Origin of the sequence: Microtetraspora malaysiensis, from assembly GCF_050947145.1 — a bacterium.
Classification (GTDB): Bacteria; Actinomycetota; Actinomycetes; order Streptosporangiales; family Streptosporangiaceae; genus Microtetraspora_A; species Microtetraspora_A malaysiensis.
Genome location: NZ_CP191998.1, coordinates 7,113,942 through 7,135,172, shown reverse-complemented (window position 1 = coordinate 7,135,172; position 21,231 = coordinate 7,113,942). Strand labels below are relative to the sequence as shown.

The following is a 21,231-nucleotide window of genomic DNA, read 5'->3' as shown; positions in this document are numbered from 1 at the left end:
GCTGCCGCGGCGACCTCGGGCGTGGCCCGGGGAGAGGAGGTCATCGACGGTCCAGCTTGGGGATGGTGGTGCCGGCGGCCTGGCCCTGGCCGCTCGTGCCGGCCGCGGCCGGGGACTGCTCGGCGTCGGCGGAGGCGCGCAGCCGCTCGACGACGACCGCGAGCTCGGCCACGGTGGGTGACTCGAACAGGCTGCGCATCGGCAGCTTCACGCCGACGGCCTTGCGCAGCGAGGCGATGAGCTGCACCGCGATCAGGGAGTTGCCGCCGAGCGCGAAGAAGTCGTCGTCGATCCCGACTTCGGACACGCCCAGGCCGTCGCTCCACACCTGGGCGATGGTGGCCTCCAGCTCGTTGCGCGGCATCGCGAGGTCGCCGGACGCCGCCCGCTCGCCCACGTTCTCGTCGCCGCCGGCGACGGTGTCGGTGGTCCGGGACCTGGCCCGCTCGGCGAGCTCGGCCACCGGCAGCGGGTTGATCACGACCTGCGAGCCGAGGCCGCCGGCCAGGACCCGGCGGAACGCCTCGGCGCCGTCCACGGGGGAGATGCCGTCCCCGCTCGTCCCGGCTCCGGCCGGGGCCGCGGGCGCGGCGGCCGGAGCGTCGCCGGCCAGGTTGCCGGCGACGGCGTCGCGGTCCACCCGGCGGAGCACGAAGTCGGCGATCTCGACCAGCACCCGGCCGTTCTCGTCGAACAGCGTCAGGTCGGCCGACACCACGTCGTCGCCTCCGTCGGCGTACCGCAGGTGGCTCCAGAACCGCGCGGGCAGCGCCTCGCGCACCCGCACCTGGCCGTAGGAGAGCGGCAGGTAGCTGCCCTCCCCGCGTCCTTCTCCGAACGCGGTGGCCACGTCGAGCAGGGCCGGGTGCAGCACCCAGCGCTCCAGGTCGGCCGCGGCCGCCTCGGGCGCGATGATCCTGGCCAGCTCCTCGTCCCGGCCGACGTGGTGCTCGCCGAGGGCGTCCCACCGGGGGCCGAAGGTGAGCATGCTGGTCCGGCCGCCCTCGGCGTCGTGACCGGCCGCCTTCGCCCGGCAGCGCGCCACGATCGCCGCGGCGTCCACCTCGGCGGCGGCCTCGGGACGCACCCACCCGGCGGAGCCGCGCACGTGGACCGCGGAGCGGCCCGCCGTACGGCTGGTCACCCGGAACTCGGCGCCCTCCGGCGTGCCGTTCAGCTCCACCCGGTACTGCGCGGTGGCCCCGTCGGCGACGGAGAACGGCTCCAGGAACGCCACGTCCCGCAGCTCCACGATGTGGTCGGCGTCCGGAGCGGTCAGGCAGGCGGCGACGGCGGCGCGGACCGACTCCAGGTGGCCGGTGCCGGGCACCACCGGAACCCCGCCGATGCGGTGCTCGTCGAGCATCCAGTGCGTGCCGGCCGACACCAGGCCGTGGCACTCGGCCTGCCCGTCCTCGCCGGTCAGGCGGGTGGAGACCACCGGGTGGTCCACCGCCTGGGCGACCCCGCCGCGCGCGGCGCGCAGGCCCTCGGGCGCGGTCACCTCGACGGCCATGCCGACCTCGGTCCAGCCGCCCCAGTTCTGCGAGACGACCGGCGCCTGCCAGCCGTGCGCGCCCTTGGCGTAGGCGTCGAGGAAGTTGTTGGCCGCGCAGTAGTCGACCTGGCCGAAGCCGCCGACCACCGAGGTCACCGAGGAGCAGAGCGCCACCCAGTCGAGCGGGAGGTCGCCGAACGCCTCGGACAGGGCGAGCGTGCCGGCGATCTTGGGAGCCAGCACCGCGGTGGCCACGGCGCGCTCCTTGACCTCGGCCATGCCGCCGCCGGGCAGACCCGCGGCATGCACGATGCCGTCCAGGCCGCCGAACTCGGCCTCGACCCGCTCGCGCGCCGCGCGCAGCGCGGCCGGGTCGGTGACGTCGGCCGCCAGCACCAGCACCTGGGCGCCGGCCTCCTCCATCCGCCGGATGGCGAGGATGGCCCGTCCGGTGCGGTCGGCGCCGCCGTGCACCGCGAGGTGGGCGTCCCACTCCTCGCGCGGCGGCAGGCCGCCCCGGCTGAGCAGCGCCAGCCGGGCGCGGGAGCGCCGCGCGAAGTCCTCGGCGAGGGTGATGCCGATGCCGCCGACGCCACCCGTGATCAGGTAGCGGCCGCCCTCGCGGACCGCCGGCGCCGCGGCGTCCTCCTCGCCCAGCGGCACCTGCGCGTAGCCGAGCGCCCAGCGGCGGCCGCCGCGCAGCGTCACCTCACGCTCGTCGGCCGGGCGCAGCAGCTCGGCGACGATGTCGGCGGTACGGGCCGGGCTCGCCTGCGGGTCGGCGTCGATGTGCCGCACGGTCAGGCCGGGCAGTTCCAGCGGCACCACCCGGGTGATGCCGGCGAGGGTGGCGTGCTCGGGACGCGACGGCTCGCCCTGCGCGTCGGTGGTGCCCGACGACACGATGTCGAGGCGGACGCCGTCGGCGGTCCCCGCTCCGGCGAGGGACTGCACCAGGCTCAGCACGCTGAAGAAGCCGCGCTCCTGCGCCTCCCAGGTGGCGGCGATGTCGCCGTTCGCGGGCGCGCCGTCCAGCGCCAGGGCGTGGACGATCGTGACCGGCGCGGCCGCGCCGCCCTCCGGCGTGCCGAGGCCGGCGAGCAGCGCCTCGTGGTCGCCGAGCCCGGCGACCCGTACGGCGGTGCCCCGGTCGCGCAGCGCGGCGACCAGCTCCTCGCCGCGCGGCCCGTCGGCCAGCACCAGGCACGTGCCGAGCTCGGCCCTGCGGGTGTCCGGGGCGAGCTGGCGCCAGGTCGGCACCGCGAACCACTCGCCCAGCGGCAGCGGTCCGCGCCGCCGCGGCGCCGCGGCGACGGCCTCCTGGTCCACCGGGTCGGCGTCGATCCAGTACCGGCGCCGCTCGAACGGGTAGACCGGCAGCGGCACCCGCTGCCCCGCGCCGCCGAACCCGGTCTCCGACCCGGCCGCCAGCGGCACTCCGGCGGCCCACAGCGCGCCGGCGGCCTCGTAGGCGGTGACGACGTCCCCGGCGCGCTCGCCGGGCCCGGGCAGGGTGGGCAGCGGCACCGGCGCGCCCTTCGGGAGCTGCATCCGGGCCAGCCCGGCGAGCTGCCGGCCCGGTCCGCACTCGACCAGCAGCGGCGGCGTGTCGCCGTACTGGGCGAACAGCCCGGCCACGCACGCGCCGAACCTGACCGGCTGCCGCAGGTGGTCGGCCCAGTAGGCCGGGTCCGTCGCCTGCTCGGCGGTGATCGGCAGGCCGGTGACGTTGGACCAGAACGGCAGGCTCGGGGCCTGGCGCGGCACCGAGGCCACCAGCGCGGTGAATTCGGCGAGGATCGGGTCCATCATCGCCGAGTGGAAGGCGTGCGAGGTGCGCAGCGCCTTGCAGCCCACCTTCTCCGCCTTCAGCGTCGCGGCGAACGCCTCGATCGCGTCCACGGGGCCCGCGACCACGCAGGTGCCGGGGCCGTTGACGGTCGCCACCGACACGCCCTCCGGCAGCCGCCCGGCCAGCTCCGACTCGTCCCGCTGGACGGCGAGCATCGCCCCCGGCGGCATCGACTGCATCAGCGCGCCCCGGGCGGCGACCAGGCGCACCGCGTCGGGCACCCGGAAGACCCCGGCGACGGTCGCGGCGGCGTACTCGCCGATGGAGTGGCCGATCATCGCGGCCGGGCGCACGCCCCAGCTCTGCCACAGGCGGGCCAGCGCGTACTCGACCGTGAACAGGGCCGGCTGGGTGTAGCGCGTCTGCCGCAGCAGCTCATCGGCCTCGGAAGCGGCCTCGGAAGCGGATTCGGAGGCGCCGACTGGGCCGCTTTCGGAGCCGGCGAACATCAGGTCGCGCAGGTCGAGGCCGAGGTGCTCGGTGAACAGGTTCGCGCACTCGTCCACGGCGGCGGCGAACACCGGCTCGGCGCGATACAGCTCGGCGCCCATGCCCGCGAACTGCGCGCCCTGCCCGGAGAACAGGAAGGCGACGGGGGGGACGGTGCCGGCCTCACGCTTGCGCAGCCGCTTGCGGTCGCGCAGCGCGGCGACCGCGTCGGCCCGGTCGGCCGCGACCACGGTGGCGCGGTGGGGGTACTCGAGGCGGCCGACGCGCAGCGTGTGCGCCACGTCGGCGAGGTTGAGGCCCTCATTGGTGTCGAGGTGGCCGGCGAGCCGCTCCACCGCCGTGTCCAGGGCGGTCGGGGTCTTGGCCGACACCTGCAGCAGGTGCGCGGGCCGGGGCGCGCGCGAGGGGAGGGTGTCGGGCGCCTCTTCCAGCAGGACGTGCGCGTTGGTGCCGCCGATGCCGAAGGAGCTCACCCCGGCGCGGCGCGGGACGCCGTCGGTCTGCCACTTGCCCAGCGTGGACGCCACGTAGAACGGCGTCTTCTCGAACTCGATCGCCGGGTTGGGCCGCTCGAAGTTGATGGTCGGCGGGATCACCCCGTGTTCGACGGCGAGCACGGTCTTGATCACGCTGATGATGCCCGCGGCCTGGCTGAGGTGGCCGATGTTGGACTTGACCGAGCCGATGGCGCACCAGCTGTGGTCCCGCGCCCCCTGCCCGTACACCGCGCTCAGGGCGGCGACCTCGATCGGGTCGCCCACCGCGGTGCCGGTGCCGTGCGCCTCGACGTAGCCGATGGTGCGCGGGTCGATGGCCGCGAGTCCGATCGCCTGGGCGACGACGGCGGCCTGGCCGTCCACGCTCGGCGCGGAGAAGCCGACCTTGGTCGCGCCGTCGTTGTTGATCGCGTTGCCGCGCACGACGGCCCGGATGTGGTCGCCGTCGGCGATGGCGTCTTCGAGCCGCTTGAGCACGGCGACGCCGACGCCGCTGCCCCAGACGGTGCCGTTCGCGCCCGCGTCGAACGGCCGGCAGTGGCCGTCGGGGGAGGTGAAGCCCTCCACCCCGATGTAGCCGGTGGCCGGCGGGTGCTCCAGGTTGACCCCGCCCGCCAGGGCCATGTCGCACTCGCCGCCGCGCAGCGCCTCGCAGGCCATGTGGAACGCGACCAGTGACGTGGAGCACGCGGTGTGCAGGGTCAGGCTGGGCCCGCGCAGGTTCAGCCGGTACGACACGTTGGTGGCGACGTAGTTCGGCGAGTTGGCGGTGGCCAGGCCGATGCCGTGGCGGGTCTCCCACACCTTCTTGTTGCGGGCCAGGTTCTCCCACAGGTACTGGTTGCCGCCGGTGCCCGCGTACACGCCGATGTCGCCGGCGTAGCGCATCGGGTCGGTGCCGGCGTCGTTCAGGGCGGCGTAGCACGACTCGAGGAACAGCCGGTGCTGCGGGTTGAGGATCTCCGCCTCACGCGTGGTGAGGCCGAACAGGCCGGCGTCGAACTGGTCGTACCCCTCGACGTACGGCGCCTTGGACACCCAGCTCGGGTCGTCGACGTCCTCCTCGGTGACGCCTCTGGCCACCTGCTCCTCGCGGGTGAAGGTGGTGATGGACTCCACACCGTCGACCAGGTTGCGCCAGAACTCCTCGAGGTCGGCGGCCCCGGGCACGCGGGCGGCCATCCCCACGATGGCGATCGGTTCGACGCCCTCGTCGGTGATGTCACTCATGGTCGTTCTCCTGTCCGGTGGTGCTGGAGGCGCGTCGTGGGCGCCGGGTGCGGTTTCGCCGCGCCTCGGCCCTGGAGGCGGCGCGGGCGATTTCGGGGTTGACGGCCTCGGTGGGGCCGCCGGTGTCGTCCGCCTGGGCGTCCAGGTGGGCGGCGAGGGTGCGGATGTTCGGATGGCGGAAGAGCTCCACCATGCGCAGGTCGCGGCCGAGCCAGGTGCGCAGGCGGGCGTGGACGGCGGCGATCGCGAGCGAGTTGCCGCCGATGTCGAAGAAGTTGTCGTCGGGGCCGAAGCCGTCCCGTTCCAGGACCTCGCGCCAGATCGTGGCGATCAGCGCTTCGGTGGCGGCGGTCCCGGCCCCCGCGGGCGGGAGCGGCGCAGCCGCCTCCGTGACCCGCATCGCGCCGGGCGCGGCCTCCGGCGAGAGCTGCTCCGGCAGGGCGACCGAGCCCGCGGGGACCGCCGGGTTCGCCGCCAGCGCGCCGACCACGTTCGCGTAGTCGGCGAGCATCGCGTCGATCCTGGCCGCGTCGAAGAGGTCGGGGTTGTAGAGGAACTCGACCTCGAACCCGTCGCCGCGCTCCGTCACGTAGACGGTCAGGTCGAACGGCGAGCCCGGCTTGTCGACCTCGATCTCCTCGCCGCGCAGCCCCGGGAGGTCCAGCCGCGGCTCGGTCAGGTTCAGCACGTTGAACATGACCTGCGTGAGCGGGGCGTGGGACGGGTCTCGCGCGATGCCGAGCTTCTCGACCACCCGCTCCAGCGGCGCGGCCGGATGCGCGGCCACGTCCATCAGCTCGCGGGTGGCCAGCCGCACCTGGGTGGCGAAGTCGGCCTGGTCGTCCGAGCGCAGCCGCAGCGGCACCATGTCGATGAAGAACCCGACGAGGTCGTCGAAGGCGGCGACCCGCCGGTCGGCGACGACCGCGCCGATCACGTTGTCGGCGGAGCCGGTGAGCCGGTGCAGCAGCCGCCCGAGCCCGGCCAGCAGCACGCCCGCCGGGGTCGCGCCGAGGTCGGCGGCGAGCGCGCGTACGGCGGCGCCGGTCTCGGCCGGGAGCTCCAGGCGTGCCTCCGCGCCCCGGTAGGTCTGCTCCGCCGGACGGGGCCGGTCGCGGGGCAGGTCCAGCACGGTGGGCGCGTCGCGCAGGTGCTCGGTCCACCAGACGAGGTCCGCCGCGCCGTCGCGCAGGTCACGGTCGGCCCGCCACACGGCGTAGTCGGCGTACGACGCGCGCAGCGGCGGCAGGTCCGTCGCCCGGTCCTCGACGAGGGCGGTGTACGCGGCGGCGAGATCGGTGTAGAGCGTGTCCCTGGACCAGCCGTCGAACACCGCGTGGTGCAGGGTCAGCGCCAGCACGTGCTCGTCCCGGCCCAGCGCGTACAGCCAGGCCCGCCACGGGTTCGCGGTGGCCAGGTCGAGCGGCGCGGCCGCGCCGGCGGCGAGCAGCGTCCGCAGCCGGGCGTCCCGCTCGGCCGGGGCGTACCCGCTCAGGTCCACGACGGGGAGGTCCACGTCCGACGGCGGCTCGCACACGGCGTACGGCACGCCGGCCGTCTGCCGGATCCGCCAGCGCAGCACGTCGTGCCGCTCGGCGACCGACCGCAGCGCGGCGCGCAGCGCCCGCCGGTCGAGCGGGCCGTGCAGCCGCTGCGCCAGCGCGATGTTGTACGGCGCCGAGTCGGGCGCGAGCTGGTCCAGGAACCACAGGCGGCGCTGCGGCGGCGCCAGCGTCGGCGGGTTGCCGCGGGTCAGCTCCGGCTCGGTGCGCCGGGTGGCCTTGTCGAACCGCGCCGCGATCTCGGGCAGGGTCCGGCCGGTGAACACGTCGTCCACCGTGACGTCGAGCCCCAGCTCGTCCCGTACGGAGGCGACGAGCCGCATCGCGGTGATCGAGTCGCCGCCGCCGGCGAAGAAGTCCGCGCCGATGCCGAGGCGCCGCCAGATCGCGGCGAGCGTCCGTTCTGTGGTGGTCGTCCCTTCCGCCGCGTCGCCGGCGGGGTGGTCGCCGGCGGGGCGGTCGGCGGCGGCCAGCTCGCGCAGCCTGGCGCGGTCCAGTTTGCCGGAGGCGTTGATCGGCAGCTCGGGCAGGCGCAGTACGCGGGCGGGCAGCATCGCGGCGGTCAGCCGCGAGGCGGCGTGGCCCACGTCGTCCGGCGCGTCCTCCGGGGTGAGGAAGGCGACCAGCTCCACGCCGCCGCCGGCGTGTGGCACCGCCACGACGGCGGCCTGCGTCACCCGCGGATGCTCCTCGAGCACGGCCGCGATCTCGCCCAGCTCGATCCGCTGGCCGCGGACCTTGACCTGGCCGTCGCGGCGGCCGAGGTAGACGAGCCGTCCGTCCTCGGCGTACCTGACCATGTCGCCGGTCCGGTAGAGCCGGGCGCCCGGCTCGCCGGAGAACGGGTCGGGGATGAAGGACGCGGCGGTCAGCCCCGGCCGGTTGAGATATCCGCGGGCCACGCCGGGGCCCCCGATGAGCAGCTCGCCCTCGGCCCCGGGCTCGACCGGCTGGAGCCGCTCGTCCACGACGTAGCAGCGGTGGCCGGGGGTGGGGTGGCCAATCGGCACCGGCGCGGGCTGCGGCGTGGTCAGCGCGCCGCTCACGACCGCCACCGTGGTCTCGGTGGGGCCGTACGTGTTGAGCAGCGTGCGGCCCGGGGTCCCCCACCGGTCGATCAGCGCCGGCGGCACCGCCTCGCCGCCGCACATCACCATCCGCCACTCGGGCAGCGCGGCCGGGTCGAGCAGGGAGAGCACGGCCGGGGTGATGAAGCCCCAGGTGGCCCGGTGCTCGGCGATGAAGCGCCGCAGCCTGGCCGGGTCGACGCGATCCGCGTCGCCGGCCAGGTAAATCGTCGCGCCCACGACCAGGGGGACGAACAGGTCGATGACGATGGGGTCGAAGCCGAGCGAGGTGATCCCGAGCGCGCGGGTGCCGGCGTCGGCGCCGCTGATCTCCACCCATGCGGTGACGAAGCCGAGCAGGTTGCGGTGGGTGTTGAGCACGCCCTTGGGCCGCCCGGTGGATCCGGAGGTGTACAGGGCGTAGGCGAGGTTGTCCGGCCGCGCCGGGCAGGCGAACGGGGCGCCGTTCGGGTCCGCGTCCGGCTGCTCCGTCCCGTCAGGTACGGCGAGTCGCCGCAGGGCGGCGTCGCCCATCGCCTCGCTGACCGCCTCGGCTCCCGCCGGGTCGCACACCACGACGTCCAGGCCGGCGTCGGCGGCCATGTCGAGCAGCCGCAGCCGCGGGCCGGCCGGGTCCAGCGGCACGAAGCAGCCGCCCGCCAGCAGCACGCCGAGCACCGCGACGACCAGCGCGGGCCGCCGTTCCAGGCAGACGCCGACCCGGGCCTCCGGGCGGACGCCGAGCGCGCGGAGCCGGGAGGCCAGCAGCGCGGCCCGGCTGACCAGCTCGGCGTACGTGATCTCCTCGCCCCACTGTGCGACCGCGATCGCGTCGGGCACGGTGCGCGCCCGCTCCAGGATCATGTCGACGACGGTGGGCCCGGTGAGGGGCGGCCGGTCGCTCATCGCGCGCCGCCGGGGACGAGCGGGTCGGTGATCTGCAGGCGGAACTCGCTGAAATAGCGGTCGCCGCGGTGGTCGGGGACCCAAGCCTGGTCAGAGGTGGGAAGGGCCTCGCTGACGGTGAGGGTGATGTCCGGTCCGGCGGTGCGGAGCATGGTGCACAACACGCCGACGTAATGGGGACTGGTGAGGTCGAAGTAGCAGGGTTTCACTTCGCTGCCGATCTTGATGAATACCCGGTCGGGCAGGTTGAGACGGTTTCGCCAGGCACGGGTGGCGAGGTAGCGTCCGCGCTCGTCGGTGATGCCGGCGAGCCCGGTTTCGCTGATGGTGGTGCGCCAGGTTTCGCGGGAGACGACGAGCCGGTCGATGGTGATCCGGGGGGTGTGCTCCCGCGGCGTGGTGATCTTGAAGGCGTCGACGGCGAGCGTGCTCAGCATCTCGGAGAACATCTCGAGCAGTGGCCAGCGGTGCCCGTCGGGGGCGGTGGCGATCAGGGCCCCGCCCTCGTCGGTGACGACGACGGAGGTGGCGGGCAGCAGCCGTTCGGGTTCGGTGCAGCGCCCCGGGGCGAACCCGAGCCGCCGGTCGGTGGTGCCGGTCAGCGACTGCGTGACCCGGCCGGTGTGCCGGGGCCAGTCGGTCGGCAGGACCAGCCGGATCCGGTGCGACCCGAGGTCGGCGCTCAGCTCGTCGCGGAGCCGGTCCGCCTCCGGGTGCCAGACCGTGAAGAGGTCGGATTCGAAGGTGGCCCAGGCCGCGTGCATCTCGCCGAGGACCGCCTGGTAGTCGCCCCGGTTGACGGAGTCCACGTCGGGCGCGCAGATCTGCAGGTCGGGGCTGTGCAGCCGGCCGGCCGACCAGCCGGGCCGCTCGGCGGGGAAGAGCCGGGCCAGCGGCTCGGCCAGCTCGGTGGAGGACACCTGGACGGGGGCCTCGCCCTGCCCCGGCCCGAACAGGCCCTCCCAGCGCCGCGCGAACTCCTCGGCGACCGCGTCGGCCGGCCGCTGCCCGTCGCCCCAGAAGAGGCCCGGCGCCAGGGCGAGGATGTCGGACAGCCGCACCGGCCCGTCGGCCCCCTCCCGCAGGTCGTCGTACAGCTCGCGCAGCGCCGCCGCGTAGGCGTCGGCCAGTGCCGCCGACAGCCAGCGGGCGGTGGTGAGCAGGACGTCCAGTGGTGCGGCGAGGTCGTCCAGGAGCGCGGTGCCGATGGTGACGTCGAGGTCGCGGGTGGTGTCCTCGTAGCAGAGGGTGCGTCCGGCGTACATCTGGCCGTCGCGGCGGCGGGGGGCCGCGCCGGTGAGGGCGGTGAACTCCTCGTCGAGTGTGGCGAGCGCGGCCTTGAGCGCGTCGGGGTTTCCGGCCGCGGCGGCCACGGCGTCGCGGGCGGCGCAGAGCCGGTCGAGCCCCGCCACGGCCTCGGCGCGCAGCTCGTCCTTGTCGATCGCCGCGATCCGGTCCCGGAGGGCCTCCTCGACCTGGTGGCCGAGGGGGAGGTTGGCGTCCCAGATGATGAGGTCGCGTTCGACGAGTCGTTCGAGGAGGAGGTAGCCGTCCTCGGGGCGGGGGAGGGCCGTGACGACCTGGTGGGCGGGGGTGCGTCCGTCGCAGCGGGCGAGCAGGTCAGCTTCGGCGGCGGACAGGGGGAGGGGCGGCTGCATCGGGCGCAGGATGCTGCGCTCGTGCAGGGTGAGGTGCGGGAGCAGTGCAGGCGGCCAGCAGCGGCGCACGCGGGGGTCGGCGGCCAGGTGGTCGGCGTATGCGGCCAGGGCCCAGCTCTCGAACATCACTCCCCGCTGCCGGAGGAGTCCGGCTCCGGGACGGACGTCCAGCGCCTGGTCGGAGTCGGCGACGCTGATCCAGCAGACCGGGCCGAAGAAGCCGATGGTCTCGTTCTTGGCGCAGTACCGCTGCCAGTAGCGGGTCACCGCGCGTTCCCGGTCCCGGCGGCGGACGTTCCGCGGCGCGTCGGGACCGCCCGCGACCAGGCCGTCCAGCGCGATGAGCACGCCGGGGTTCTGCCAGGTGACCGCCTCGCGGAAGAGCGGGTCGGCGGCGATCTCGCAGATCTTGGCCGCTCCGGCCGCGATCGCCTCGGCGAAGACCTTGTCGAAGACCTCGGCGTCGCCGTGGCCGGCGAGCAGGTCGTCGGCGGCGGCAGCGGCGGCGGGCGCGGTGAAGGCGTCCAGCCCGGCGGCCGGGAAACCGGTGGTGCGCAGCAGCGCGTCCGGCCAGACGGCCCAGCCGGTGTTCCCCAGTTCCAGTTTTGTCACCGCGCACCGTCCGGGGTGAGGGAGTCGGTGATCTGGAGGCGGAACTCGCTGAAGTAGCGGTCGCCGCGGTGGTCGGGGACCCAGGCCTGGTCGGAGGTGGGCAGGGCCTCGCTGACGGTGAGGGTGATGTCCGGTCCGGCGGTGCGGAGCATGGTGCACAGCACGCCGACGTAATGGGGACTGGTGAGGTCGAAGTAGCAGGGTTTCACTTCGCTGCCGATCTTGATGAATACCCGGTCGGGCAGGTTGAGCCGGTTTCGCCAGGTACGGGCGGCGAGGAAGCGGGCGCGCTCGTCCGTGACATCCACGAGCCCGGTCGCGCCGACGGTGGTGCGCCAGGTTTCGCGGGTGATGACGAGCCGGTCGATCGTGACCCGGGGCACGTGCGCGCCGGGGACGGTGAGCTTGAACATGTCCAGCAGCTGGGTGCCGAGCATCTCCGCGAATATCTCGATCAGCGGCCATCGCCGCCCGTCCGGGCCGGTGGCGACGAGCGTCCCGTCCTCGTCGGAGACGGTGGCCGCGGTGGCGGGCAGCAGCCGGTCGGGGTCCGCGCCGCGCGCCTTGCCCACGCCGAGCTGCCGGTCGCGCGGCCGGGTCAGCCCGTACCCGGTGCGGGTGGTGTGGCGGGGATAGTCCTCGGGATAGAGGATGTGGATCCGCTCCGGCCCCAGGTCGAGGTCGAGGTCGGCGCGCAGCCGGTCCTGCTCGGGGTGGAACGGGCTGAGCAACGCGCTGTCCAGGGACGACCACGCCGGGTGCAGTTCGCCGAGGACCGCCTGGTAGTCGCCCCGGTTGACGGCGTCCACGTCGGGCGCGCAGATCTGCAGGTCGGGGCTGTGCAGCCGGGCGCCGGACCAGCCGGGCCGCTCGGCGGGGAAGAGCCGGGCGAGCGGCTCGGCCAGCTCGGCGGAGGAGAGCGTGACCCGGCCGCCGGTCGCGGCGGCGTCCGGCGTCCCGATCAGCTCGGCCCAGCGCCGGGCGAAGTCGGCCGCCACTGTGCGGAACGGGTTGTCGTCGCCGGTGAACAGCAGGCCCTGGGCGAGGTACCACAGGTCGCCCAGGCGCACCGGACCCGTCGCCTCCTGGCTCAGCTCCGCGTACAGGTCGCGCAGGACGTCCAGGCACGCCGCGCTGATCGCGTGGGTGAGCCAGCGGGCGGTGGTGAGCAGGACGTCCAGTGGTGCGGCGAGGTCGTCCAGGAGCGCGGTGCCGATGGTGACGTCGAGGTCGCGGGTGGTGTCCTCGTAGCAGAGGGTGCGTCCGGCGTACATCTGGCCGTCGCGGCGGCGGGGGGCCGCGCCGGTGAGGGCGGTGAACTCCTCGTCGAGTGTGGCGAGCGCGGCCTTGAGCGCGTCGGGGTTTCCGGCCGCGGCGGCCACGGCGTCGCGGGCGGCGCAGAGCCGGTCGAGCCCCGCCACGGCCTCGGCGCGCAGCTCATCGTCGTCGATCGCCGCGATCCGGTCGCGCAGCGCGGATTCCGCGTCACGCCCGATCGGCAGGGCGGCGTCCCAGGTGACGAGGTCGCGTTCGACGAGCCGTTCGAGGAGGAGGTAGCCGTCCTCGGGGCGGGGGAGGGCCGTGACGACCTGGTGGGCGGGGGTGCGTCCGTCGCAGCGGGCGAGCAGGTCGGCCTCGGCGGCGGACAGGGGGAGGGGCGGCTGTATCGGACGCAGGATGGTCCGCTCGTGCAGGGTGAGGTGCGGGAGCAGTGCGGGCGGCCAGCAGCGGCGCACGCGGGGGTCGGCGGCCAAGTGGTCGGCGTAGGCCGCCACCGCCCAGCTCTCGAAGGCGACCCGCCGCTCACGCAGCAGCGCGGGCCCGGGGCGGATGTCGAGCGGCAGGGTGGAGTCGGCGACGGTGATCCAGCAGACCGGGCCGAAGAAGCCGATGGTCTCGTTCTTGGCGCAGTACCGCTGCCAGTAGCGGGCCACCGCGCGTTCCCGGTCCCTGCGGCGGACGTTCCGCGGCGCGCCGGGACCGCCCGCGACCAGGCCGTCCAGCGCGATGAGCACGCCGGGGTTCTGCCAGGTGACCGCCTCGCGGAAGAGCGGGTCGGCGGCGATCTCGCAGATCTGGGCCGCTCCGGCCGCGATCGCCTCGGCGAAGACCTTGTCGAAGACCTCGGCGTCTCCCCGGCCGGCGAGCAGGTCGTCGGCGGCGGCAGCGGCGGCGGGCGCGGCGAAGGCGTCCAGCCCGGCGGCCGGGAAACCGGTGGTGCGCAGCAGCGCGTCCGACCAGACGGCCCAGCCGGTGTTCCCCAGCTTCACCTTCGCCATCAGGCACCTCCGAGCGTCATGAGGTCGGCCGACAGCAGGGCGAGCAGCTCCGCCTCGCCGTCCTGGAGGAAGAAGTGACCGCCCTCGACACGGTGGAGCGCGAACCCGGCGGCGGTGAGCTCCTCCCACGCGGCCATCTGCTCCATGGACACGGACGGGTCGAGCGTGCCGGAGAAGGCCGTGATCGGCACCGGCAGCGGCTCCTCGGGCTGGTAGACGTAGTCGTCCAGCAAGGTGAAGTCGGCCCGCAGCGCCGGCAGCAGCAGTTCGAGCAGCTCGGGCTCCTCCGCGACCACCTCGGGCACGCCGCCCCCGGCCACGACCCGCGCCACCAGCTCGTCGTCGGGCAGGCGGGAGAGCCCGTCGAACCCCGAGGACGCGACCAGGTGCGGCGCGCGCGCCGCACCCACGTAGAGCCGATCGGGCAGCCGCTTGCCGTCGCGGCGCAGCTCCCGGATCAGCTCGAACGCGATCCGGGACCCCAGCGAGTGTCCGTACAGCGCGTACGGCCGGGCGTCGGAGTCCACGGCGTCGGCGAGCGCGGCGGCCAGTTCGAGCAGGTCGAGCTCGGCCGGCTCCGCGATCCGGTTCTCCCTGCCGGGGAGCTGGACGCCGTGCACCTCGGCGACCGGCGCGAGAGCGGCGGGCCACGGGTGGAACACGCCGGCGCCGGCCCCGGCGTAGGGCAGGCAGAACAGCCGGGCCGCCGCATGCGGCGCCGGCCGCGGGCAGCGGAACCAGCGGGCGGTCAGTGTGGTCATGAGTCGCCTCCCGGCGGGTCGATCCAGTGACGCTGTCGCTGGAAGGGATAGGTCGGCAGGGGCACCCGCCGCCCCGCGACGGGCGGAGCGGAGGGGCCCGAGGACGGCTCCGCCGCGCCGGCGCCGGACAGGAGCCGGTCGGGGTCGAGCGCCGCGATCGCCTCGGCGAGGTCGCCGCACTCCACCACCACCCGGTGCGCGAAGGAGCGGCGTCCGGCGGCCAGCGTGTACGCCACGTCGGCGAGCGGCAGGTGCGGGTTGGCGGCGAGGTGGTCGCGCAGCCGGACGATCGCCGCGCGCAGCGCCTCGGGGGTGCGCCCGGACACCGGGAGCCGGAACCGGCCGGTTGCCTGGGGCTCCGCCCGCGCCGCGGGCTCCGGGGCCTCGGCCACCAGCACGTGGGCGCCGGTGCCGCCGATGCCGATCGCGCTCACCCCGGCGATCCGGGGGCCGCCCTCCGGCCAGGGCGCCGTCTTGGCGGGCAGGTAGAACGGCCCGCGGTCGAGGTCGAGCTGCGGGTTGGGGGAGTCGACGTGCAGGTTGGCCGGGATCTCGCCGTGCCACACCGACAGGACCGCCTTGATGAACCCGGCGATCCCGGCCGCGGCGTCCGTGTGGCCGATGTTGGTCTTGACCGCGCCCAGGGCGCAGTAGCCGGTGCCGCGCGCCCCGGCCGCACGGAAGGCGCGGGTCAGCGCCTCCACCTCGATGGTGTCGCCCAGCGGCGTGCCGCTGCCGTGCGCCTCCACCAGGCCGATCTCGTCGGGCGCGACGCCCGCGTCACCGAGCGCGTCGGTCACCGCCGCCACCTGCCCGGCCAGGCCCGGTACGGCGAAGCCCACCCGGGCCGCGCCGTCGTTGCCGACGCCCCAGCCGGGGATCACCGCGTACACGTGGTCGCCGTCGGCCAGCGCGTCGGCGAGCCGCTTCAGCGCGACCACGCCGCTGCCGCTGGAGAACCCGGAGCCCGCCGCCGCGGCGTCGAACGCGCGGCACCGGCCGTCGGGGGAGACCATCCCGCCGGGCGTGTGCCGGTGGCGCGGCCAGGTGACGGTGACGCCGCCCGCGAGCGCGAGGTCGCACCGGTGGTCGGCGAGGCTCTGCGCGGCCAGGCCCACCGCGACCAGGGAGCTGGAGCAGGCGGTCTGCACCGCCACCGCCGGGCCGGTCAGGCCCAGCCGGTACGCGACCTGCCCCGGCAGGTGGTCGGACCGCTGATGCGGCAGGATCCGCCCCTCCCAGTCGTCGGGGTCGTCCGGCGAGCCGGCGCCCGGGTTGCCGAACAGGTGGAAGAGGAAGTACCGGTTGGCCGAGGTCGAGGCGAACACGCCGACCTGCCCGTCGAACCGCTCCGGGTCGCACCCCGCGTCCTCCAGGGCCTCCCAGGCGGTCTCCAGGAAGAGCCGGTGCTGCGGGTCGGTGCGGGCGGCCTCCTCGGCGGTGAATCCGAAGAACTCCGCGTCGAAGTCCGCCACCCCGTCCAGCTTCCCGCCGGAGCGGACGTGCGCGGGGTCGGCGAGCAGCCGGTCGCCGATGCCGAGCGCGCGCAGTTCGGCCTCGGAGTAGTCCCAGATGGTGTCCACGCCGTTCGCCAGCACGGACCAGAACGCGGCCGGGCCGGGCGCGCCGGGGAACCGGCAGCCGAGGCCGACCACCGCGATCCGGCCGTCCAGTTCGTCGTCGTACTCCCCGTCGTCTTCGTCGTAGTCGTCGCGTACGGCGGGGGCCGGGCGTGGGGTGGCGGGTGCGGCGGCGGGCGGGGCGGCCTGTTCCAGCAGCGCGCGGGCCTGCGCGCGCACCGTCGCGTGCTCGAACAGCGCCGTCATCGAGACCGGCTCGCCGACCAGGTCGGTGAGCCGCCGCTGGAGCCGTCCCAGCAGCAAGGAGTGGCCGCCGGCGTCGAAGAAGGGCTCGGTCACGCCGACCTCGGTCACGCCGAGCACCGCGCACCAGGCGGCGTGGACCGCCTCCTCGGCGGGTGTGGCGGGCGGCTCGCCGGAGCGGGCCGCGGCCGGCGCGGGCAGCGCCCGCACGTCCACCTTGCCGGTGGGCGTGAGCGGCAGCGCGTCGAGCACCATGACCGCCGCGGGCACCATGTGGTCCGGCAGGTTCTCCGCCGCGGAACGGCGCAGCGCGGCCGGGTCGAGGACCGCCCCGGGGACGGGCTGGACGTGCGCGACGAGCCGGTCGCCGGAGAGCGAGACCACGGCCTTGGCCACGCCGGGCCGCGCGGTGAGGTGCGTCTCGACCTCGGCCGGTTCCACGCGGAAGCCGCGCACCTTGATCTGCCGGTCCAGCCGGCCCAGGCAGATCAGCGTGCCGTCGGGCAGCCGGCGGCCGAGGTCTCCGGTGCGGTAGATCCGCCTGCCCTGGCGGTCGGTGGTGAAGCGCTCGGCGGTGCGCTCCGGGTCCCGCCAGTACCCGAGCGCCAGGTGGGGGCCGCGGAGGGTGATCTCCCCCTCGACGCGGCAGTCGTCCTCGGCCGAGTCGCCGGCCGGGTCCAGCAGCACCACGTCGTAGCCGGGCAGCGCGCGGCCGATCGGCATCAGCGGCCCGGCCTCGGGGAAGGCGTCCCGTACGTCGAAGGAGGTGTGGTGGTGGGCCACGAAGGTGGCCTCGGTCGCGCCGTACCCGTTGACGAAGAGGCACGCGCCGGCGAACCGGCCGCGGCCCGCGAGCACGTCGTCCCTGGTCACCCGCTCGCCGCCGAGCAGCACGGCGCGTACGGACGGCAGCCGGCCGTCCGGCCCGAGGGCGTCGAGCACGTACCGGTAGAGCGTCGGCGTGGAGTGGTAGACGGTCACCTCGCTGTCGGCGAGGCGGCGTACCAGCTCGGCCGGAGTGAGGGCGCGCACGTCGATGGGCACGACGGTCGCGCCGGTCAGCAGCGCGGGATAGATGTCCGGGATGGACGCGTCGAAGCTGACCGAGGCGAGCAGGCTGAGCCGGTCCTCGGGGGTGATCGAGAGGCTGTCGATCTGGTTGCCGACGCAGTGCAGCAGGTTGCGGTGGCTCTGCGCGACCCCCTTCGGCACGCCGGTGGACCCGGAGGTGTAGCGCAGGTACGCCAGCCCGTCCGGCTCGACGGCCGCGCAGGCCGACGGCGGCGTCGGGGTCGCGTCCTCGATGAAGACGATCGGGCCCGGCCGGTCCCCGAGCAGGGTCCGGGCCAGCGCCTCGTGCCTCCGGGTGGTGACCAGCACGCTCACGTCGGCGTCGTCGAGCATGTACGCCAGCCGCGGCGCCGGGTACGCCGGGTCCAGCGGCACGTAGACGCAGCCGGCGAGCAGCGCCCCCATGATCGTGGCGATGACCTGGGCGTCGTGTCCGGTGAGCAGGCCGACGCGGGAGCCGGGGCGGCCTCCCGCCGCCGCGATGAGGTGCTGGATCCCGCCGGCCGCCGCCGCCAGTTCCGCGTACGTGACCGGGGAACCGGGGGAGAGCACCGCGACGCGATCGGGGGAGCTCCTGACGACGTCCAAGAATCGATCGACTACGGTGTGTCGCGTCACCGCATTTCCCGCACGTTGCCCACCATTTCGGTTCTTCCGCCGCCCTGTTACGCCATCGGTAATGACTGAGGATTTGCTGACAGACGGACGTTAAAGGGGGGCCGTTTCCGATCATTAGCCGTATGATTGCTACGCCCGCAATTGCGGCTAATGCGGCTTTGAAGTGATCTTTCGCGACGATCCGCGAGTGGCTCAGGTCGGGAGAACCGGCAGTGATCCTTGACAAAATCGGTCCCGCATACGACTTCCAGATTCTCGGGCCGCTCCAGGTCCGGGTGGACGGCACCGCGCTGACGTTGCCCGCGCGCCATCCGCGGATGCTCCTCGCGGTGCTCCTGCTGCACAACGGCGAGATCCTCCCCGAGGGACGGCTCCTGGAGCAGGTGTGGGGGCACGGCGTGGGCAGCACCATCGCCCTGCGCACGGCCGTGTCGCGGCTGCGCTCCTGGCTGCGCGACAAGGCGGGCGGGGTCGCCGAGGTCGAGCACGTCGGCGGGGGCTACCGGCTGCGGCTGCCGGGCCGATTCCTCGACGCGGCCCGGTTCCGCGCCGCGCTCGCGGCCGACTTCGACGCCCCCGGGACCGACCCGCACCAGCGGCTGGCCGCGCTGATGGGCGCGCTCGAACTCTGGCACGGCTCCGTGCTGGACGGCGCCCCCGAGGGGGTGCGGGAGGAGTCGGAGGTGCGCGCCCTGGAGGACGAGCACGCCCTGTGCCTGCAGCGGCTGGCCGCGCTCGCCATCTCGGTCCAGATGCCCGAGCTGGTCCTGCCCCGCGCCCGCGCCCTCGCCCGGACGCGGCCGTTCGACGAGCCGCTGCACACCCGGCTGATCGAACTGCACGCCGCCTGCGGCCGGCCCGCCGAGGCCCTCATGGAGTACGAGCGGCTGCGCAGCCGGCTGGCCGAGGAACTGGGCATCGCGCCGAGCGCGGACGCCCAGCACGCCTACCTGACGGTGCTCAACCAGGACCTTCCGTCGTCCGGCAGTTTGGACCGATCCCACGCGGTGAGCCGGGACCACCAGGTCGTCCCGCGCCAGACGCCGCCCGACATCGCCGACTTCACCGGGCGCAGCAAGGCCGTCGCGGTGCTCCTCGACCACCTCTGCGGGCTGCTCGACGACGCGTCCCGGACGACCGCGCCCGTCGCGGGCATCACGGGCCCGGCCGGGGCGGGCAAGACCGCTCTCGCCGTGCGCATCGCCCACCGGATCGAGGCCGCGTACGCGGACGGGCAGTTATACGCCGACCTGCGCGGCGCGGACATACCGGAGTCCCCGGCCCGCGTGCTCGGGCGCTTCCTCCGGGCGCTCGGGGTGGCCAAGAACGCCGTCCCGGACGACCCGGCCGAGCGCACCGCGCTGTATCGGAGCCTGGTGAGCGGCCGCCGGATGCTGGTCGTCCTGGACGACGCGGCGGACGAGGCGCAGGTGCGGCCGCTGCTGCCCGGCGCGCCGACGTGCGGCGTCCTGATGACGAGCCGGTCGCGGCTGGTCGGCGTCGGCGGCGCGCGGATCGTCGAGATCGACCGCTTCGACGCCGACCACGCCATCCAGCTGCTCTCGGCGGTCGTCGGGCACGAGCGAGTGACGGCGGAGCCCGCCGCCGCCGCGGAGCTGGTCGCGCTGTGCGACCGGCTCCCTCTCGCGGTGCGTGTCTGCGCCGCCCGGCTCGCCGCGCGGCCGCACTGGCCGCTGGAGGGTCTCGTCGCGCTGCTGCGCGACGAGCACCGCCGGCTCGACGAGCTGAGCGTCGCCGACCTCGCCGTACGGGACGGCCTGCGGCAGAGCTACGCCCGGATGAGGAAGGAGGTCCGGCCGACCCTGGCCCGGCTGGCGCGGCTCGGGCGGGGCGAGTTCACCACCGGCACCGTCGCCGCCGTCTGCGGCCTGGACCACGGCTCCGCCGTGGACCATCTGGGCATCCTGGTCGAGGCCCGGTTCGTCTCGGTGGTCGACACCGGCCAGGCGGGGCGCTTCCATTACCGCGTCGACGACCTGGCCCGGCTGTTCGTCCTCCACCCGGGCAGCGCGGGGTTGGAGTCCTCCGAAGGGCTCCACATCCACTCCTGACCCCGGGCCCGGCGTCACCGCCTCCCGTCAGAGGTGGAACCAGTGAATCCGGCGGCACGCCACGCAGACGAAGCAGGCCGCGTCGCGGTTGGCCCAGTCGAGGTTCATGAACGTCATGCCGGTGGTCTGCAGCTTCCAGCGGTGCTGCTCGAACAGCGCGCCGTCGCAGGTGTCGCAGGTGAGCTGGTGGCCGCTGGGGAGGGTGACCGTCGTGGGCTCGTCCATGCCGACGACACTAACCGTTTTCGCCCTTTAGTGAGGTGTGTCCGGACCTTGGCCGGGCCGGTCACTTCGCCGGGCCGGGTCTCCTGACCCTGGCCTCTCTGGGCTCTGTGCCGGTCGGCCGATGGCATTCGCCGACCTTCTGCGACGAACCATGCCGCACGTAGATCTTTTGGTGATCTTTCGCCACAAGCGTGTCATGCAATACCCACGTCCCATTACAGTGCGGGAATGCGTTTTGTCCCTTTTGTCATGCTTCCTGCCGCATTGCTGCTCGGTGTCGCCATCGCCAGCCCCGCGGAGGCCATCACGAACGGCACCGCCGACGGATCCGACCATCCTGAGGTCGGCGCCCTCATCGCCGACAAGCCGCACGGTGACGGGACCTGGTCGTTCTGCACCGGCACGCTGATCTCCCCGACCGTCTTCCTCACCGCCGCCCACTGCGGCGAGGACGTCCACAAGGGGAAGGACGGCAAGAAGACCGCCCACGTGTCCTTCGCCAGCAAGTACAAAAAGGGCGACAAGCTCTACACCGGCCGTTACGTGGCCGACTCCCGCTTCGGCGAGAAATCCGAGCTCCATGACATGGCCGTCGTCATCTTCGACACCCCGATCACGGACATCACCCCCGCCACGCTCCCCACCGAGGGCCTGCTCGACGAGCTCAAGGCCGACAAGACCCTGCAGACGTCCCAGTTCACCCCTGTCGGGTACGGCTCGCTCAACCCCAAGAAGGGCGCGCACGGTCGCCGGTACATCTACACGGACGAGCGCAGCCAGACGTCCATCTCCTTCGAGGCCCTCACCCCCAGGTGGCTCAAGCTCTCCCTGGACCCGGCGAAGAAGGACGGCGGCACCTGCTTCGGCGACTCGGGCGGCCCCAACTTCCTCGGCGACCGCACCTCCCACCTGCTCGTGGCGACGACGATCAGCGGAGACGACGAGGCGTGCAAGGCGACCAACCTCGACTACCGGCTCGACAGCGCCACCGCTCGCGCGTTCCTCGGCAAGTTCGTCACGCTCCCCTGACTCCCTGCCTCCTGACTCCCC

The 21,231-nt window shown here is 74.4% G+C and carries 9 protein-coding genes; 2 read left to right on the top strand and 7 right to left on the bottom strand.

What is annotated here, in order from left to right; genetic code table 11:
* Positions 1–40: 40 nt before the first annotated feature.
* Genes ACQP1V_RS33475 through ACQP1V_RS33450 form a run of 6 tightly spaced genes read right to left on the bottom strand, consistent with a single transcriptional unit; the run spans position 41 to position 17,854 of the window.
* A complete protein-coding gene (locus ACQP1V_RS33475) occupies positions 41–5,527 on the bottom strand; it encodes an SDR family NAD(P)-dependent oxidoreductase (RefSeq protein ID WP_433414227.1) in 5,487 nt (1,828 codons plus the stop codon).
* Positions 5,520–9,062 carry an amino acid adenylation domain-containing protein gene (locus tag ACQP1V_RS33470; RefSeq protein WP_433414225.1) on the bottom strand — a complete coding sequence of 1,181 codons (3,543 nt, stop codon included), beginning with the start codon at positions 9,060–9,062 and terminating at the stop codon, positions 5,520–5,522. The genes ACQP1V_RS33475 and ACQP1V_RS33470 overlap by 8 nt, the downstream gene beginning before the upstream one ends.
* Positions 9,059–11,332 carry a lantibiotic dehydratase gene (locus tag ACQP1V_RS33465; RefSeq protein WP_433414223.1) on the bottom strand — a complete coding sequence of 758 codons (2,274 nt, stop codon included), beginning with the start codon at positions 11,330–11,332 and terminating at the stop codon, positions 9,059–9,061. Before ACQP1V_RS33465 ends, ACQP1V_RS33470 begins: the two co-directional genes overlap by 4 nt.
* Complete coding sequence (locus ACQP1V_RS33460) at positions 11,329–13,611, bottom strand: lantibiotic dehydratase (RefSeq protein ID WP_433414221.1); 2,283 nt, start codon at positions 13,609–13,611, stop codon at positions 11,329–11,331. The genes ACQP1V_RS33465 and ACQP1V_RS33460 overlap by 4 nt, the downstream gene beginning before the upstream one ends.
* The gene (locus tag ACQP1V_RS33455; protein WP_433414219.1) at positions 13,611–14,372 is read right to left on the bottom strand and encodes a thioesterase II family protein; all 762 of its coding nucleotides are present in this window, start codon (positions 14,370–14,372) and stop codon (positions 13,611–13,613) included. Before ACQP1V_RS33455 ends, ACQP1V_RS33460 begins: the two co-directional genes overlap by 1 nt.
* Entirely contained in the window at positions 14,369–17,854 is a 3,486-nt protein-coding gene (locus tag ACQP1V_RS33450) for an amino acid adenylation domain-containing protein (RefSeq protein ID WP_433414217.1), read from the bottom strand. The genes ACQP1V_RS33455 and ACQP1V_RS33450 overlap by 4 nt, the downstream gene beginning before the upstream one ends.
* A 242-nt stretch (positions 17,855–18,096) precedes the next feature.
* On the opposite strand from ACQP1V_RS33450, the gene ACQP1V_RS33445 reads away from it, so the two are divergent.
* Positions 18,097–19,956: a BTAD domain-containing putative transcriptional regulator gene (locus ACQP1V_RS33445; protein WP_433414215.1), complete on the top strand. Its 1,860-nt coding sequence runs from the start codon at positions 18,097–18,099 to the stop codon at positions 19,954–19,956.
* 27 nt (positions 19,957–19,983) lie between these two features.
* On the opposite strand, the gene ACQP1V_RS33440 is transcribed toward ACQP1V_RS33445, so the two are convergent.
* A complete protein-coding gene (locus ACQP1V_RS33440; protein WP_387410433.1) occupies positions 19,984–20,181 on the bottom strand; it encodes a hypothetical protein in 198 nt (65 codons plus the stop codon).
* Positions 20,182–20,409: 228 nt separating this feature from the next.
* On the opposite strand from ACQP1V_RS33440, the gene ACQP1V_RS33435 reads away from it, so the two are divergent.
* Positions 20,410–21,210 (top strand): trypsin-like serine protease, encoded by an 801-nt coding sequence (locus tag ACQP1V_RS33435; protein ID WP_433414213.1) that lies wholly within the window; start codon positions 20,410–20,412, stop codon positions 21,208–21,210.
* The last annotated feature ends 21 nt before the right edge of the window (positions 21,211–21,231 follow it).

Excerpts from the sequence above, each read along its gene's own strand:
- ACQP1V_RS33460 (WP_433414221.1), bottom strand. The coding sequence starts at position 13,611 with ATGGCGAAGGTGAAGCTGGGGAACACCGGCTGGGCCGTCTGGTCGGAC.
- ACQP1V_RS33455 (WP_433414219.1), bottom strand. The coding sequence starts at position 14,372 with ATGACCACACTGACCGCCCGCTGGTTCCGCTGCCCGCGGCCGGCGCCG.
- ACQP1V_RS33440 (WP_387410433.1), bottom strand. The coding sequence starts at position 20,181 with ATGGACGAGCCCACGACGGTCACCCTCCCCAGCGGCCACCAGCTCACC.
- ACQP1V_RS33475 (WP_433414227.1), bottom strand. The coding sequence starts at position 5,527 with ATGAGTGACATCACCGACGAGGGCGTCGAACCGATCGCCATCGTGGGG.
- ACQP1V_RS33435 (WP_433414213.1), top strand. The coding sequence starts at position 20,410 with ATGCGTTTTGTCCCTTTTGTCATGCTTCCTGCCGCATTGCTGCTCGGT.
- ACQP1V_RS33470 (WP_433414225.1), bottom strand. The coding sequence starts at position 9,062 with ATGAGCGACCGGCCGCCCCTCACCGGGCCCACCGTCGTCGACATGATC.